The sequence below is a fragment of the Streptomyces sp. NPDC003023 genome, assembly GCF_042888225.1.
GTDB lineage: Bacteria > Actinomycetota > Actinomycetes > Streptomycetales > Streptomycetaceae > Streptomyces.
Window position 1 is genome coordinate 1508374 of sequence record NZ_JBIAPL010000001.1, and the last position, 17707, is coordinate 1526080.

The following is a 17707-nucleotide window of genomic DNA, read 5'->3' on the forward strand; positions in this document are numbered from 1 at the left end:
GAACGGAGCGTCAGCGAGGCGGACCCGTCAGGGCGAGGAACTCGCTCCGGGACCGGCCGTCGGTGCGCAGCAGGCCGAGCAGGGTGGAGGTCATGGTGGTGGTGCCGGTCGCCTGGGCGCCGCGCAGCGTCATGCATGTGTGCTCGGCCTGGATCACCACCCCGACACCCTTGGGCTCCAGTTGCGTCTGCAGCCAGTCGGCGACCTGCTTGGTGAGGCGCTCCTGCACCTGGGGGCGGCAGGCGAAGTGCTCGAGGACGCGGGCGAGTTTCGACAGACCGAGGATCCGGGTGCCCGGCAGGTAGCCGATGTGGGCGGTGCCGACGAACGGCAGAAGGTGGTGCTCGCAGACGGACCGCAGGGGGATGCCGCGGGCGAGGACGAGTTCGTCGTAACCCTCGTCGTTCGGAAAGGTGGTCAGGTCGAAGGGGCGCGGCCTGAACAGTTCGGCGTAGGCGCGTGCCATCCGGCCGGGGGTGCCGCGCAGACTCTCGGAATCGGTGCTGATACCGAGGGCGTGCAGGAACTGCCCGGCGGCCAGCTCGGCGGCCGCCAGATCCGGCTCGACCGCATCGTGCACCACGCGCAGCGCCGGCGCCGGGAGCGGTGCGGACGCGGGCGGGGGAACGGTGTGGAGGCCGGGACGGTACTTCTCCTGCTGCTGCAGTTCGCCGGTCATGACGGTCACCCTCTCTCGAGTTTCACCAATCAGTATTGGTCTTATTCCGCGAGATGGTCAAGACGACCGGGTTTTTGAGGGGTCTCGCACGGTTACGGCGACTGTGATTGGCGTTATCCTGTGGGTATGACCTCCGACAGGGCGCAGGCACCCTCCACCGCCGCCGGCGTGGAGGCGGTCTCGGTCCTGGCCGACGAGCTCCGCCGCGGGATGTACGACTTCGTACGGCGGGCCCACCGCCCGGTGACCCGTGAGGAGGCAGCCGCCGACGCCGGGATCTCGGTCAAGCTGGCGGCCTTCCACCTGGACAAGCTGGTCGCGGCCGGGCTGCTGCGCGCCGGATACGGCAACCCGGGCGGCGCGCCCAGGGTCGGCCGCAGACCCAAGGTCTACGAGCCGGACACCGACATCCGCATCAGCATCCCCGAGCGCCGTCCCGACGTGCTCGCCGAGATCCTCGTCGACGCGGTCCTCGAACAGGGACCGGGGGAGGACACCCGGACCGCGGCGCTCCGCACCGCCCACCGCCGGGGCGAGCGGCTCGGTGCCGAGACCCGCGCCCGCAGCCGTCCCGGCCGCCTGGGACCCGAACGGTCCGTCACCCTCAGCGAGGCCGTCCTCGAACAGCACGGCTTCGAACCCGAGCGGCCGGCCCCCACCGAACTGCGGCTGCTCAACTGCCCCTTCCACCCCATCGCCGCCCGCTCACCGCAGCTGGTGTGCGGGATCAACCACGCCTTCCTCCGCGGCTTCCTCACCGGGCTGCAGACCACCGGCATCGACGCGGTGCTCGCGCCCCGCCCCGGACGCTGCTGTGTGGAGCTGCGCGCCGCGGCCGGCGCTGACGGCCCGGCCGGACCCGCGGCCGGACCCGCGGCAGGGAACTGTGTGAGGGCGGACGACCGGACAACCGACTGACCGGGCTCGCGCCGGACGGAACAGAACCGACCCGCGAGCCCACCACGCACAGAGGAGCGGACCATGCCGGAGCACACCGCGTTCGTGATCGTCGGGGCCGGCCTCGCCGGTGCCAAAGCCGCGCAGACACTGCGCGAGGAGGGCTTCGAAGGCCGGCTCGTCCTGGTCGGCGAGGAGACCGAGCAGCCCTACGAGCGGCCCCCGCTGTCCAAGGGCTATCTGCTGGGCAAGGACGAGCGCGACACCGTCTTCGTCCACCCTCCCCAGTGGTACACCGAGAACCGGATCGACCTGCGGCTCGGCACCGCCGCCACCGCGGTCGACCCGGCGGCACACGAGGTGACCCTCGCCGACGGCAGCCGCATCGGTTACGCGAAGCTCCTGCTGACGACCGGCTCCTCGCCGCGCCGCCTCACCGTGCCCGGTGCCGACCTCGACGGCGTGCTGCATCTGCGCCGCCTCGCCGACAGCGACCGCATCAAGGAAGCCTTCGGATCCGCCTCGCGGGTGGCCGTGATCGGCGCCGGCTGGATCGGCCTGGAGACCGCGGCCGCCGCCCGTGCGGCCGGTGCGGAGGTGACACTGCTGGAGGCGGCGGAACTGCCGCTCCTGCGGGTTCTGGGTCGCGAGGTGTCCCGGATCTTCGCGGAACTGCACACCGACCACGGGGTCGACCTGCGCTGCGGCGTCCAGGTCGCCGAGATCACCGGCAGCGGCGGCAGGGTGAACGGCGTGGTGCTCGCCGACGGCAGCCGCGTGGACGCCGACGCGGTCGTCGTGGGCGTCGGCATCACTCCCGACACCGCGCTCGCGGCGGCCGCGGGCCTGGAGACCGGCAACGGTATCCGCGTCGACGGCCGACTGTGCTCCTCCGACCCGGACATCCACGCCGCAGGGGACGTCGCCAACGCCTTCCACCCGCTGTACGGCAAACACATCCGCGTCGAGCACTGGGCCAACGCGCTCAACCAGCCGCAGACCGCGGCCAGGGCGATGCTCGGCCAGGACGTCACCTACGACCGTGTGCCGTACTTCTTCACCGACCAGTACGACCTCGGCATGGAGTACACCGGCTACGTGGAGCCCGGCGGTTACGACCGGGTCGTCTTCCGCGGCAGCACGCAGACCCGCGAGTTCATCGCCTTCTGGCTGGCCGGCGGCCGGGTGCTCGCCGGCATGAACGTCAACGTCTGGGACGTCACCGACGCGATCCGCGCCCTCGTCGTCTCCGGGCAGCCGGTCGACCCGGTCCGGCTCGCCGACCCGGACGTACCGCTGCCCGATCTCCTCGGCCGGACCGCCCCCGTCGCCGGGCGGGGGGCGGCAGCGGCGACCGGCGGCGACCCGGCCGGCCGGGCAGGCTGAAAACCGCGGCGAGGCACGGGGTCGAGCCGGCCGAGGAACGTGGCGAGGCACCGGGCCGGACCGGCCGAGGAACGCGGCGAGGCACCGGGCCGGGCCGCCTGTCACGGAGGAGCCGGTGCGCGGTCGATCCGCCGGGCCGGCGGGTTCACTTGGTGCCGGACGCCGCCACGGTCAGCCGGTCGGCGATCCGCCGCCGCAGATCGGCCATCTCGAACCCCTTGGGATCGACCTTCCCCGGCTGCCATTCCAAGTGGCCGATCACGCTGCGCTCGCTCCAACCGTGTGCCCGGCAGAGAGCGACGGAGACCTTCTCGATGGCCTCCATCTGCGCCGTGGGCCACGGATCCCGCCCGTCACCGAGGTTGATGCACTCGAAGCCGTAGAAGTGCGCGTTGCCGTCCGCGTCGGTCTCGTTGTCGGGAGGCAGCGCCACCTCGTCGATCACCGCCCGCAGGACGTCGCCGTCGCCCTTCCCCGCGTGATTGGCACGGCCGTTGCCGACCAGGAAGACGGTCCCGTCCTTCGCGATGACGCCGTGGCACAGCGGGCCGGGCAGAGCGGAGTGGCCGTTGTAGCACAGCTCCACGCTGCTCGTCGTGCCCGAGGTGACGGTGTGGTGGATCATCACGCCGTGCACAGGACCCCAGGCCCCCTTGTGGTTGCGGTTGTGCGTCCGCCATGACCGGTGCTCGACGACCGTGAGCCCGCCCGTGCGCAACGCGGCAATGAATTCGTCCCCCGAGAGTGGGGTGGCCATGATGCTCCTTGCACATCTCGAGCCGCCTCCTGGCCCGAGTCCGGGCCGGGCGGCTGTGCGGGTCGGCGCGCCACACCTTTGTGACGTGACCTGCCGGCCCCGTTGACCTGGTCGTGGCTCACGGCTCGCCGCCCCGAAGCGCAGGCATGGACTTCGGGATTGCCCGTGAGCGCCACCGCTGCTGTTCGATCGCCAGGAGTTCTCGCCCCGAAGCCGATCCGGCAAGTCGGACCGACGAAGTCGAACCAACAATGTTGAACCGACAAGGAGATGGGCGCCGGGCACCTGTCGTCGGGTGGCTCCGGTCCGCCGCTGTCGGCGAGACGGCCCTGCCCCGAACACCTTCCGTTGATCAATGACAGGATAACTCCACTCGTCAAGTCACCGCGACAGCCCGCTCCCTGAGGGCGCATACTGACGAATGGGAGCCCGGCAACCCGCAACGGGATTGCCACCGGCCGGCCACCCGGTCCGCGTCCTCCGACCAGAGGTCAGTGCTTTCGCGGACCACAGGTCCCTGTGTGACCAGGAGTCACCGGATGGACCGGGCCGTGTCAGAAAGCAGTGCCGGCCGCCAGGGCCCATGGTCCTCGGCCCGACCCCGGCGACGTCCCGGCATCAGCGCCCGGAGGCGATGATGAACCCCCAAGAACTGTGGAACCTGGTCACGGGGCAGCTGTTCCGGCTCGCCGACCATGCGGCGGGCCAACTGGCCGGGGGGATCGGCGCCCTCGGCCCGGAGCCGTCGGCGGCCGGCACATCGCTGGAGGGCCGGCTGCTGACGGCCGCCGACGCGATCCCGGCCGGCGACCCGCTGGTGACGCTGGTGCGCGAGATGCTCGGCGACCTGTCCTCCGGATCGCCGGTGCGCCTGCACGGCTGGCAGCGCGCGCCCGGCGCACAGCGCGGGGTCGCGCTGGTGGCGACCGACCCCGCCGGCGGGCGCGCGGTGCTCGCGGTCAGTCCCGGCGGGCCGGCCGTCGACATCGTCGTCACACCCGGCGCGAGTGTCTCCGTGGACCTCGCAACCGGCCCGTGGCATCTCCAGGCGGCCGCAGCGTCCTCCGAGGGCTGGGACGTCTCCGTCGCCCCCGGGTCGTCTCCCGTGGCGACGACCGGCACGGCCCGCGTGACACTTGAGCGCGCCGGCCCGCTCAAGGCCGGTCTCGACGGCGGCCCCGGCGTGAGCGTCGGCGGCGTGGCCGTCACGGTCACCGCCGAGCCGGGATCCCCGGCCTCCGTCGAGGTGAAGCTCCCCGAGTTCACCGCCGCGGCGCTCCCGCCCGGCCTGGCCGAACTCGTCGGTGCCGCCGCCTCCACCCCCCTGACGGCGCCCCCCTCCGCGCCCCCCGTCACCCTGCGGGCCGACCGGGCCGGAGGACTGCGCTTCGCCGGCAACGGAGGAATGCGCGCCGACCTGCCGCTCCGGCTGGACCGGCCCGGCATCAGGACGCGGGACGCCGGGGTGGAGTTGACCGACGCCGGCGGCGCGCTGGGACTGTCGGTGGTGGTCTCCCTCGCCGCCGCGCTGCCGGGACTGCCCCTGAACGCCACGATCGACCGGATGGGAATCACCCTCCCCGTGCCGCTGAAGCCCGACGCCCGTCTCGGCTTCGAACCGGGGCGGGTGAATCCACTGTTCCCCGAACGCATCGGTGTCCAGCTCGCGCTGCCGCCGGTGTCCGGCAGCGGCACGATCGGCCGCAATCAGCAGAACGGCGAGTACTCGGGGCTGATCACCATCGACCTCGGGGTGCTGCGCCTGGAGGCCGTCGGCCTGCTCCTGCCCCCGACCCCTCAGGATCCGGCCACCAGCTTCCTGGTGATTCTTTCCGCGCAGTTTCCCCCACCTGGGCTGCAACTGGGCTTCGGCTTCGCCCTGGACGCGGTCGGCGGCCTGGTGGGCGTCAACCGGCGGGTCGACATCACCGCGCTGACCGGTCTCGTCAGCGACGGCAACGCCGACCGGGTGCTCTTTCCCGCCGACGCGACGGGTCGGGCCGGGGAGATAGTGACCGCCCTGTCGGCGGCGTTCCCGAAGGGCAGGGGACGGTTCCTGATCGGGCCCATGGTGCGGCTCACCTGGAGCCACCAACTGGTCTCGCTGTCCGGCGCGGTGGTGCTCGAGATGCCCGCGCCGGTGCAGGCGGTGTTCATCGGGCGGCTGCTGGTCGCCGTGCCGCATCCGGCGGTGCCGCTGATACGGCTGCAGGCCGGTGTGCTCGGCCGGATGGACCCGGGTGAGCCCGTGGTGGAGGTGCTGGCGTCGCTCGCCGGCTCCTGGATCGTCGGTCTCGCCCTCAGCGGGGAGATATACGTACTCTTCCGGGGCGGCGACCGGCCCGAGTTCGTGGTCTCCGCCGGCGGGTTCCACCCCCGCTTCAACCGGCCGCCCGGCGTGCCGGCCCTCCAGCGGCTGCAGCTCGACCTCGCGCCCGGCGGGGGCTGGGGCCTGCGGGCGGAGGCCTACCTCGCGGTGACCTCGAACTCGCTGCAGTTCGGCGGCCGGGTGCAGCTCGACGCGATGATCGCCGGGTGCGGGGTGGAGGGCTGGCTCGGACTGGACGCCCTGTGCGTGTTCGAGCCCTTCGCCTTCTCGGTGCGCGTGTACGCCGGCGTCGCGGTGCGCGCGTTCGGCAGACGGCTGGCGAGTGTGGGGCTGGACTTCACCCTGGAGGGCCCCGCACCCTGGCACGCCTTCGGCACCGGCTCGATCTCGGTGCTGTTCTGGGACGTCGAGCTGGACTTCGACATCCACTGGGGCCTGCCCCCTGCCCGGGGTGTCGCGTTCGGAGCCGGCCCACAGGACCGTTTGCGCGAGGTGATCGGGCGCACGGAGGCCTGGGTCGTGCAGCGGCCCGCCGCCGAACGGCTGGCGCTGACCTTCACCAAGGAGGCGGCCGGGAAGCTGGACAAGGGCGAACTGGTCCATCCGGACGCGACGTTGCGGGTCAGCCAGAGTGTGGTGCCGCTCGGTGTGCCGATCGACCGGTACCAGCGCCTCCCGGTTCCGCCGCAGACCTGGATCGTCAAGGAGGTGGGGCTCGGCGCCGGTCCGCTGGACGTGAAGGAACTGGACGCCGTGCCCGAGCGCTTCGTACCCGGCGAGTTCTTCGCGATGAACGAGGAACAGCAGCTCGCCACACCGGGTTTCGTCACCCGCGCCGGAGGCTTGCGTCTGGCGACCGACGGACTGCGCATGGGCACCGGCCACCGGGTGGACGACACGTACGAGACCGGCTACAAGCCTCCGCCGCGGCCCGAGGAGCCGCAGCGCGACCGCGTGCCGTGGATCGGTCTGTTCGGACGGGAAAGGGTCCTGCTCCGCAACGTCGGCGAGCGGCTCGAACGCTGGCGCGTCGCCCGGTCGGCGGTCGAAGTGCGGCCGGTCAGCCTCGCCGTCGCCGACGTGCGGCGCCTGCGGCCCGTGCTGGAGGACGTGTCCCTGGTCGCCGCCGGATCCGACGCCTGGCAGGCCCTGAAGGGCCGGATGGAACCGGGTCTCGGAGTCGAGCTGGTCGAGCGCTGGGAGCTGCCGGTATGAGCACGCGATGGTTCTTCTCCTCCGCCCAGCTCGGTGCCGGTGTCGCGGCCACCGGCGCTCAGAACGGCCGGTCGGTGCTCCGGCCGACCGTCGTCTTCACCAGGACCGGGGCCGAGGAGGAGCTGAGGGTGGACGCACCGGGGCCGCAGCTGTCGCTGCTCGGTCCGGGCGACGTCATGGGGTTCCAGCGGGCGCTCGTCATCCGCGAGGAGCCCGTGCCCGGCTGTCTCACGGCCTCGGAGAACACCCTGGCGTGTGTGGAGTTCGCCCACGCCGACCTGCCGTGGCAGCTCGCCGCCGGCCGGCTGGCGCCAGGACAGAGCGACAACCGGCCCGTGCCGTGGCTGGCGTTGATCGTGCTGGAGGAGAGCGAGGCCGCGCCGCCCGCGGCCGGCGGCCCGCTGCCGGTGGTCACCGCGCCGGTCCAGGCGCTGCAGCCGCTCGCGGAGAACTGGGCATGGGCGCACGTGGAAGCCCGGCTCGACGACGGGGTAACCGATGCGGTGGAGGCCGCGAGGCTCGCCGGGATCGGGCTGAGGGCGAGGTCCGGCCAGGTGATCGCCCGGCTGATCTGCCCGCGTCGGCTCGCGAGCGACCGCGGATGGTTCGCCTGCGTCGTTCCCGCCACAGCGGCGGGCCGCGAGGCAGGGCTGCAACGGTCGCCGGAGGGGCTGACGGGTGACGCGTGGCCGACGGACCAACCGGAAGTGGAGCTTCCCGTCTACCACTGGTGGCGCTTCAGGACCGGGAAGGAGGGCACCTTCGAGGACCTGGCCCGACGACTGGAGTTCCGCCCGGCTTCCGAGGCGGGCCTCGGCACGCGGATCGTCGATGTCAGCAGACCCTGGCCGGGCGAGGCGGCACAGGCCGCGGACGGGCCGGTCACCGTCGCTGTCGACGGGGCGCTGCGGGTGCCCGAGGCCACCGGCGGGGAGGTGTGGTCCGACCCGGCCGCCCAGGAGCGGTTCCGGGAACTGATCCGCGAGCGGATCGACGAACCGGGCCGCCGTCTGACCGTACCGGAGACCCCGCCGGACCCGGCCCAACCCCCTCCCGGGCAGCAAGCGGCGGCGGTCGCCGCGCCCCTCTACGGCAGTCACCACAGCGGCGAACTGCGACTGCCGGCGCAGGCGGAGGCGGAGGCGGAACCTGAGAGCTGGCTGACGACACTGAACCTGGAGGTGCGCCGCCGCGTGGCCGCGGCGCTCGGCACCCGGTACGTCCAGTTGGAGCAGGAGTTCCTGATGGCGCGGGCCTGGGAACAGGTGGGGGAAATCCGACGGGCGAACCGGCTGCTGGCCACCGCCGAACTGGCCGCGGCCGTCGCCGAACGAAGCCAGAGCAAGCATCTGGAGGGACTGGCGCCTTCCGAGGTGATCACAGCGATGGCGCCGGTGCGGCACCGGATTCCGGTCGCCGTGGCGACCCCGGTGGCGGAGACGGAGGCACCGGCCACTCTGGGCGGTCTGCTCGACAGCGTGCCGGGCTTCCCGTCAGGGACCGCCGACACCGCGTTCGCCCGGCTGACCCGGCACAACGGCGCCTTGGCCCGGCGGGTCAGGCGCACCCGGCCGGTCAGCGGCGAAGAGGAAGCGCCGCCGTCCGAAGAGCCCACGAAGCTGGAGACGGCACTGGCGAACGTCCAGTTCATCGCCCCGTCCGAGCCCGGCCTCGCTGCGCCGGAGCCGGGTGCCACCGGCCTGGTCACCGAGATACAGGGCGGGCTGCGGCCGCTGCCGCTGCACCTGCGCCGGATGGCCGACCGCATCCCCGTCTCCGACGTGATCGGACGCTCGGAGGACGATCCGCGTCCGCTGCGGCCGATCATGCGGCACCCCGACTTCGAGGTGCCGATGGCGGAGGAACTCCTGGAGCGCTGGCCCGAGTGGGCGATCCCCGGAATCGGCGGCCTGCCCCCGGACTCGGCGACCCTGCTCGAGACCAATCCGCAGTTCATCGAGGCGCTGCTCGTGGGTCTGAACCACGAGTTCAACCGGGAGCTCCTGTGGCGCGAGTACCCGACAGACCAGCGCGGCACGCCGTTCGCGCGATTCTGGCCGGACCCGTCCGGCACCCCTGAGGTCGACGAGATCGCCCGCTGGGCGGTGACCGACCCGCTCGGCAGCCATGCGCGGACCGGCGGAGAAGGGAGCCTGGCACTGCTGGTGCGGGGCGAACTGCTGCGCCGGTTCCCCGGCACACCGATGGTCGCCGTGCAAGGGGTCAACGGCCGTCTCCCGGCCGACTTCCAGGGAGTTCCGGCGAATCCGCTGCCGCTGGACGAGGCGACCGTGCTGTACCTGTTCCCCGGCATCGACGATGCCAGGGCCCGGTCGGAAGGCTGGATGTTCGTCTTCCGGGAGCCCATGCGAGGCACCCAGTTCGGCTTCGACCTCGCCCCGGCCGGAACCCCGCCCGACGCCCCGCCGCCGGCAGCGGCACGGTGGAGCGATCTCACCTGGGCGCACGTTCCGGTGACCGGCGGCCGTCACATCGTCGTGCGGCCCGGCGCGCTGCCGACGCCTCCTGAGGAGCTTGCCTCCGGCGACCCGCCCGAATGGGGCAGGGATCCGGCGGACATGGCGCGCATCGCGTTCCAGCAGCCCTTCCAACTCGCCTTCGACGCCGTGACCATGCTTGGCCCCTGAGGAGTGTGCCGGCCATGAGTGACTCGTTCTTCACACGCGGGCACCTGGAACAGCAGCGTCGCGACGCTGCCGCGGCCGAGGCCGCCGCGAACGAGCAGGAGGCCGCGCTGCGCCGGCTCCAGGACGAGGCCACGGCCGGTGCCGACGTCGGCGCCGCGCTGACCGCGGCGGCCGAACTCCAGGCCGGTCTGAGGCGTACGGCCGATGAACTGAACAGCGGCGTCAGCACCGCGGAGGCGGCGCTGGCGCAGGAGTTGGACGCGGGTGAGCCGCTGTTCGCCGTCGCGAACACCCATCCCGTCGCCATGTTGCCGGTGCGGATCGAGACCACCTGGTGGACCCCCGACACACTGCGGGTGCGCGTCTACCCCGACGATCTCCATCTGTCCGCGTTCGACCCGCAGCTGACCGCCGCCGAGGCCGAGGCCGCAGCCGCGTACTGGCAGGCACCGGGCCCGGAGGCCTGGCAGGCGTTGCTGGGCCGGATGCGGCCCGGACGGGCGGCCTGGGCGACGCGGGCGACACGGCCCGGCGCCCCGCCGCCCGTGGTGCGGCCCGAAGGAGCACCGCGGCCCGCCAGGACGGTCATGATGCCCCGGCGGTGGCGGTTCCTCGGCCTGGCGGGCGGCGCGACCGTCATGGACGTGACCGGTCGGGACGTACCGGATCCGCTGCCGCTCGGAGTGCTGCTCGACGACGGGTCGGGCAGCGACTGGACGCTCGATTTCGCGGTCGCCGAACGCTCAGGCATGGCCGTGGAGATCACCCTTCCCGAGGGTACGGACCACCTGGACCAACTGGTGGTGCTGGGCGTCGGAGAGGACGACGCCGCGACCGGCGCCTCCCGGCTGCGTGACCTGTTGCTCGGCCACGCCCACGGGGCCGGTCTCGGGGTGCTCGCCGCCGGCACGCCGACGAACAACACCCCGGAGTCCCGCTCCGGCTGGTCCTCGCGCCCGCAGCCCAGGGCACCGGACCGTGCCGATCCGCCACTGGCCGAACGCCCGGCGGCCGACCGGCTGGTTCAGGCGCTCGGCCTTCCCGACGCGGGCTTCCTCGGCGACTGCCCGGGTGCGGCCGATCCGGAGGGCGACACGGTCGCCGCGCTGTCGATGCTCACCTGGAGCACGCTGGGCAAGGGACTCGCCGAGGCCGCCGTGGCGCACCACAACCTGGCCGACCCGTCGAGCTTCACCACCGACGACGCCGGGCCGTGGCGAGCCGTTCGCGACCACCTCGCCGCTCACGTCCGAGGTCGCGGGCCGCTGCCGCTGATCCGTGTGGGCCGGCAGCCGTACGGGCTGCTGCCGGCGTCGTCGCTGACCGACTGGCGGGCCGAGCGCGTCCGCGGTGCGGACACGCTGCTGGTGCCCTGGCTGCTGAGGCTGCGACACCAGTGGCGGGCGGCGCTGGCGGACGTGCCCCGGGTTCGCGCCGGAACACCCGTCGACCACGTCGCTGTGGACATCCTCACCCGGCTGCCGGTCGCCACCGGGCTGGCCATGCGCCGGCTCAACGGCCCCGCGTTCACCGCGTCCGGCGTCTCGCGCGACACACCGCCGACGGAGTTCGGGGTCCCCGGACTCCCGGCCGACGGCCGCCTGCGCTGGACGTCGCAGTCGGACGGCTGGACCGACCTGGGAACCGATTTCGACCCGGTGACCCGGGCCCCGGCCTTCGTGGAACGTCTCGAGCCCAGAGACACCTTCACCGCCGCCGCCCAGGCGACGGCGGACTACCTCCATGACGTGAGAACCCTGCTGACCGGTGATCTCCAACGGGCCTCGTTCGAGGCGTACGAGCAGAAGTGGCCGGTGGAACGGTCCTCCCGGCCCGAAGAGACGCCGGCCCGGCGGCTCACGTTCTACAGCGTGTTCCCCGACGACGAGCCCGCGGAGAACGCGCCGGCCGATGAGGTGCCGACCGACGGGGCGCCGGCCGACGGCGCGGTGACCGACGGCGCACCGCCCGACGGGGCATCCGCCGACGAGGAAGACGTCGAGGCCGCCCTCGCCGAGGAACAGGCCGCCGAGGAAGCAAGAAGGCGCCGGTGCACCCGGCTGATCGCCGAGATGCTCCGCGTCCCGCACTGGGCATTCCTCGAGGGCGACGACGGCGTGGGCGACCCGATCCGGCAGGCCTTCGCCGTCCCCGACGAGGTGGACCAGATCGTCGGCGACGTCCTCGACGGCCTCGACGACGAGGAACGGCCGCAACGGCTCGCCGCCGCCGCCCGGTCGGCCGGGACGCTGGCCGACCTCGAGAAGGCGCTGCGAGCGCTCGGCGCGGTACCGACGGCCCGGCTGCCCGAACTGCTCCTCGAGGTCGTCGACGTGTACGCGCACCGCCTGGACGCCTGGATCACTTCGCTGGCGACGATGCGTCTCGCCGACCTGCGCGCCTCCGGTGTCACCGGAGTCCGGATCGGCGGCTACGGCTACGTGGAGGATCTCCAGCCTCCGCAGGAGCGCATCGCGATCGAGGCGGAGGAAGGCCGCGACGCGGTGTTCGCCTCGCCGGCCGACGGGTACATCCACGCGCCGTCCCTCCACCACGCGGCGACGGCGGCGGTGCTGCGCTCGGGTTTCCTCGGTCATCCCGGCGAGGAGACCTTCGCCGTCGGACTGACCTCCCGCCGGGCGCGGATCGCCCGCTGGCTGCTCGGCGGGGTCCGCCGGGGCCAGAGTCTCGGCCCGCTGCTCGGCTACCGCTTCGAACGGGCGCTGCACGACGCGGAACTCGACCACCTCATCGAGCGGTTCCGTCTGGCGTTCCCGCTGCCGGCCGTGCCCGAACCGGAGGGGGAGGAGGCCGCCGCCGGTCTCTGGGCGCGCAGTGCGGAGGCCATCGCCGCCCACAATGTCACCGACGGGATGGCCATGGTCCGGGCCCGTGACACCGCACTCGCCCTCCTCGGCACCCCGGAGGAACAGGCGGCCGTCACACCGCTGCTCGACGACGCCGCGGACGCCCTCGACGCGGTCGGCGACCTGCTGCTGGCGGAAAGCGTCCACCAGCTCGTCGGCGGCAACCCGATCCGCGCGGGGCTGACGGCGGACACCCTGGGCCGGGCGGAGGACGTGCCGGACACGTTCCATGTGCTGCGCACCCCGCACCGGGCCCGGGCGATCACCCACCGGGTGGCCGCACTGCTGTCCACCGACGCGGTGGACCAGGCCGGCTGGGCCGTGGACGCGGCGGCCCGACTCGAACCCACGCTGAACGCCTGGATCATCCGGCTGCTCGGCCCCGCCGGCGGCTGGGTGCTGACCGGCGAGGCGGGCGGCGACGGAGCCACGGGCAGCGGACGGCCGTTCGAGCTGTCGGCCGACCGGCTCGGGCTCGGACCGCTGACCACGGTCCTGGACGCCGCGAGCAGCGAGCGCGAGCGGCTGCGTCACGCCGTCGTCGCGTCGCTCGGCGGTGACCCCGCCGAGCCGGTGACCTTCACGGGCGACGGCTGGAGCCGACTGCACGGATTCGCGGTGCGCATGCGTTCGCTGCTGGCGACGGCCCAGCCGCTGCTGCCGTCCCACCTCGCCGAAGGCGCCGACGGGACCGAAGGCGCCGACGGGACCGAAGGGTCCGACGCACCGGCCGGTCGGACCGTCGACCTCGTCGACGTACGGCAACGCCTCGCGGCGTTCGCCGCCGACCCCTCCGTCGCTCCGCGCCCCGGCGCCGACCGGCTCGTCGAACTGGCCTCTGCCCAGGGGGCGGCGGACACCGGCTGGCTCGCGCAGGTCCGCGGCGCCCTCGTCGACGTCCTCGGTGCCGACGTGCCGCTGCTTCCCGCGCTCAGCGGGCCCGCCCCGACGGCCCGGCCCGACGTCACAGGCTCCGACTGCGACGAATGGCTGCGCCGGTACGGCACCGTACGGCCCGCGATCCGGACCCTGCACGAGACGCTGCTGCTGGCCGGCGTCCAGGGCGGCCGACGTGAGCCGCTCCACGCGGCACAGGACCCCGTGGCCACCGACGACCCGTGGATCGGCGGCCCGTTCCCGGCGGGCAGCCGCCCCGCCGCCCGGTCGCACATGGTGTGGCACCTTCCGCGACCGCTGACGCCCGGCGGTCCGTGGAGCGCGGTCGTCTTCGACGAATGGACCGAGCTGCTCCCCGGGGCGGACTCCGTGCGTCAGGTCACGCCGACCGCGCCGGCTCCGCTGTCGCCACCCGAGTCCGAACTGACCGGCGTGGCCTTCCACTACGACCGTCCCGACGCGCAGGCGCCGCACAGCGTGCTGATCGCGGTGCCGCCCGACCTCGAGCGCGGCTGGACCTCTGACGGGCTGGCCCAGGTGGTCCTCGAGACGGTGGAACTGGCCAAACTTCGGGCCGTCGACCTCAATGACATGCCGATGATGCGGAATCTTCTGCCCGCGATCCGGATCCCCTCCGTGGACGGCTTCGGCATCGAACTGTCGGCCGTGGCGACCCGCCGCCTCGATTCCGACCAGGAGGGGCCCTTCCGCTTCGAGCCCTGGCACCGTACCCAGGATGTCTCCCCGGGGCTGGCCGCCCGGGTGCACGACCCGCTGTGGCTGCTGACCAGGCAGTGGCAGTTCGGCGAGCTCACCGCGCAGGACGCCGGTTCCCCGGCCGAGGTGACGCTGGCCGGGGAGAGCACGACGATCGACGCCTGGCGGCCGGCGGGCAGCGAGGAATGGGTGTCGTACGACCCGCGGCAGGGCCCGCTGGACGCCCTCGTCGAGTCCGAAGTCCCGCTGATCGACGAACGACTGAGGGCGGAGGGCGGTGGCCGGCTGCTGCGGATGCTGGACGAGGCCGGGGTCGCGGACACCGCGACGGAGGCGTTGCGGCCGTTCCTGATGCCCGCCGACGGCGCCGCTGCCGACACGGGCCTCGTCGGTCTGCTCGGCGGCCGGGTACCCGACGCGGCGGCGGTCGCGGCGGCCATCGACGCAGGGGGCCTCGAAGGCCCCCTCGGGGAGGTCGCCCGGCTCTGGAGGGGCACCTGCTGGTCGGGATTCGAGGAGCCGGGCACCGGCCCGGACACCTACGACCCGCACCGCTTCGAGCACGCCGTCAGCCTGTCCTGCGGCGGCACCGTCCTGCGCGCGGACGAGTACCTCGGAGACGGTCTGGACTGGTTCACCGTCGACATCGATCCGCAGGCCTCACCCGCGCCGCCGGGCGGCGAGCCGTACACGTTCTCCGACACCGCGCTGCCCGCGCCGGTGCGCTACGGAGGCCTGCCCACCGACCGCTTCTGGGAGATGGAGGACGCGCGCATCGACCTGGCCTCGACGGACGTGTCCACCCTCGACACCGGGCGGCTGCTGCTGATCTCCTTCGCGACGGTCTACGGGAACGACTGGTTCACCGTCCCGCTGGAGGTGCCCGCCGGGTCGCTGACCTCCCTGAACCTGCTCACCGTCAAGGACGTGTTCGGCCGGACCCATCTGGTCGAACGCGCCGGAAGGGACGACCCAGCCTGGACGATGTTCACCCCGCACAGCCCCGATCCCGCGCACCCGGCGGCCGGCGGGCTTCTGGTCATGCCCACGGAACGCGGCCTGGCCGGCGAGCCGCTGGAGCGCGTCGCGCTCGTGCGCGACGAACTGGCCAACGTGGCCTGGGCGGTCGAGCACATGTTCACCGACACCCGGGGCGAGCAGGTCGACCGCCGCGACCACTGGCTGCCCGTCGAGCCGCGGGAGGTCCCGCCGGAACCCCCGGCCTACGGCGTGCAGACCGTGGTCCCGGACTACTGGCTGCCCCTCGTACCGGAGGCCGTCGCGCCGGGCGTGGTCCGCTTCCGGCTCGTCGAGCTGCTGCAGCCCGGTGTCACCTCGCAGCCTCGTGGGCGGCTGCTGACGAAGGACCAGTGGGTGCATGAGGAGGAGGTACCCCGCGAGGGCGTGATCGTGCAGCGAAGGCCGGTGCTGGCCCGGTGGTTCGACGGGTCCTGGCACTGCTGGACCCGGCGGGAGAAGGCACCGGGCAGCGGCGAGAGTTCCAGTGGGCTCGCCTTCGACACGGTGCGTCCCTCCGAGCCCTGGCCGCGCTGAGTCCGGCCCCGGGCCCCGGGCCCCGTGCACGGGCGCCGTGCCCGCGCCCATGAGACGGCGGGAAATCCGCCGCAGGATCGACCACGGAAGGGAGTGAGCGGCGTCATGACACTGTCGGTCGAGTCGGTCGAGCCGCTTTCCCCTCCTCACCGGATGTGGCTGCTCGGTCAGTTCCGATTGCAGTGCGGCACCGAGCCGGTCGAACTGGGCCGCAACGGGCAGCGACTGCTGGCGTTCATGGGAATGCGCGGACGGGCGTCGCGTACGGTACTGGCCGGCACCTTGTGGCCCGAGGTCACGGAAGAACGCGCGAGAGGCAGTCTGCGCACCACGCTGTGGAAACTCCCGCACGCCGATCCACCGCTGATCCAGTGCCGTGGGGACTCACTCGTCGCCGCCGCGGCGATGCGGGTGGACGTGCACACCCTCACAGAGACGGCGCTCGGCGTCATGCGGGGCGGCGTTCCCCCGCTCGAGGGCCGCCCGCCGATCGACCTGCTGGCAGGGGACGATCTGCTGCCCGGCTGGGACGAGGACTGGGTGCACTGGGAGCGTGAACGGCTCCGTCAGCTACGGCTGCACGCGCTCGACGCGCTGGCCGAGACACTGACGCGCCAGGGGAGAGCGGCGCTGGCCCTGGAAGCGGCATGGGCGGGCGTACGCCTGGAGCCGTTGCGGGAGAGCGCGCATCGGGCCGTCGTGTCCGCACATCTCGCGGAGGGGAACCTGAGCGAAGCGGTGCGCCACTACCGCGCGTTCCGCCGGCTGCTGCGGGAGGAAATGGGGGTGGAACCGTCCCCCCGGTTCACCGCGATGCTTTCCGTGCACGGACAGATTCTGCCCGTGCACGGGCCGGGACCGCACTTGTCCCGAAAGGCCGTGAGCCGTTCCGGCGGATGACGGCGGATGACGGCAGACGACGGCAGAGGACGCAGAGGCCGGCAGATGACGACGCGTTGACACCGCGGTGACGGCCGGCTCCCTAGTCTGGGATGTGAAGGCCGGCGAAGGAACGGCGGCGCCCGCCCGGACGCCGCGCCTCACGGACGAGGAGACCAAGATGTCGTGGCGCGTCGCGAACAGTCTGGAAACCCTCCGCCGGCAGATCGACGCCCGCTTCCCCGGGCGCAGCCTCACCTACGACGGCGGCATCGGCGACGCGGCCCACCTGGCGCGTGGCAACGCCAGTGACCACAATCCCTGGTACGGGCCCGGCATCGTCACCGCCCGCGACTTCACCCACGATCCGGCGCACGGCCTCGACATCCAGCAGATGGCCGACCAACTGCTGGACAGCCGCGACCCGCGGATCAAGTACGTCATCGCCAACAGCCGCATCGCCACCAACCGCGGCTGGCAGTGGGGCCCGTACGACGGTCCCAATCCGCACGACAAGCACTTCCACCTCTCGGTGGTGGCCGACGCACGGTGCGACGACACCCAGGACTGGAACCTGGCCGTCCTGGGTGGGACGCCGGACGCTCCGAGCGACGGCGGCGCGGCCGGGAACTTCGTCACATGGGGCACCGGTGTCAACGTACGCGCGCAGCCCCGTCTCGACGCTCCGGTCGTCTCCGTGCTGTCCGGGCCGACGCGCGTGCAGGTGCAGTGCCAGACGAGGGGCGACACGGTGAACACCGCGGGCCACACCAACGACGCCTGGTCCTTCGTCCCCGCCCTCGGCGGCTACCTGTCCAACATCTTCATCGACCACCCGGACGCCTGGCTCCCGGACATCGGTGAATGCTAGATCAGGGCGGA

Annotated in this window: 8 protein-coding genes and 1 pseudogene; 7 read left to right on the forward strand and 2 right to left on the reverse strand. The window is 73.0% G+C overall.

Annotated elements, in window-relative coordinates; translation table 11 throughout:
- Positions 1-10 precede the first annotated feature (10 nt).
- Positions 11-679 (reverse strand): GTP cyclohydrolase I, encoded by a 669-nt coding sequence (folE, locus tag ACFYV1_RS06440; protein WP_389394206.1) that lies wholly within the window; start codon positions 677-679, stop codon positions 11-13.
- 126 nt (positions 680-805) lie between these two features.
- Here folE and ACFYV1_RS06445 point away from each other — a divergent pair, with 126 nt between their 5' ends.
- Together ACFYV1_RS06445 and ACFYV1_RS06450 are read left to right on the forward strand one after the other, a co-directional pair.
- On the forward strand, positions 806-1597 hold the full coding sequence (locus ACFYV1_RS06445) for a helix-turn-helix transcriptional regulator (RefSeq protein WP_389394207.1): 792 nt from the start codon (positions 806-808) through the stop codon (positions 1595-1597).
- Between the two features lie 63 nt (positions 1598-1660).
- Positions 1661-2962 (forward strand): NAD(P)/FAD-dependent oxidoreductase, encoded by a 1302-nt coding sequence (locus ACFYV1_RS06450; protein WP_389394208.1) that lies wholly within the window; start codon positions 1661-1663, stop codon positions 2960-2962.
- Positions 2963-3116: 154 nt separating this feature from the next.
- Here the strand turns inward: ACFYV1_RS06450 and ACFYV1_RS06455 are convergent.
- Positions 3117-3719 (reverse strand): annotated as a pseudogene (locus tag ACFYV1_RS06455) (N-acetylmuramoyl-L-alanine amidase); the annotation flags it as partial.
- Positions 3720-4353: 634 nt separating this feature from the next.
- Here ACFYV1_RS06455 and ACFYV1_RS06460 point away from each other — a divergent pair.
- From ACFYV1_RS06460 to ACFYV1_RS06480, 5 genes are all read left to right on the forward strand, one after another.
- Positions 4354-7263 (forward strand): DUF6603 domain-containing protein, encoded by a 2910-nt coding sequence (locus tag ACFYV1_RS06460; RefSeq protein ID WP_389394209.1) that lies wholly within the window; start codon positions 4354-4356, stop codon positions 7261-7263.
- Positions 7260-9911 (forward strand): hypothetical protein, encoded by a 2652-nt coding sequence (locus ACFYV1_RS06465; RefSeq protein WP_389394210.1) that lies wholly within the window; start codon positions 7260-7262, stop codon positions 9909-9911. Before ACFYV1_RS06460 ends, ACFYV1_RS06465 begins: the two co-directional genes overlap by 4 nt.
- Before the next feature lie 14 nt (positions 9912-9925).
- Positions 9926-15946 (forward strand): hypothetical protein, encoded by a 6021-nt coding sequence (locus ACFYV1_RS06470; RefSeq protein ID WP_389394211.1) that lies wholly within the window; start codon positions 9926-9928, stop codon positions 15944-15946.
- 105 nt (positions 15947-16051) lie between these two features.
- Positions 16052-16846 (forward strand): BTAD domain-containing putative transcriptional regulator, encoded by a 795-nt coding sequence (locus ACFYV1_RS06475; protein ID WP_389394212.1) that lies wholly within the window; start codon positions 16052-16054, stop codon positions 16844-16846.
- A 160-nt stretch (positions 16847-17006) separates the two neighbouring features.
- A complete protein-coding gene (locus ACFYV1_RS06480) occupies positions 17007-17696 on the forward strand; it encodes an SH3 domain-containing protein (RefSeq protein WP_389394213.1) in 690 nt (229 codons plus the stop codon).
- Positions 17697-17707 lie beyond the last annotated feature (11 nt).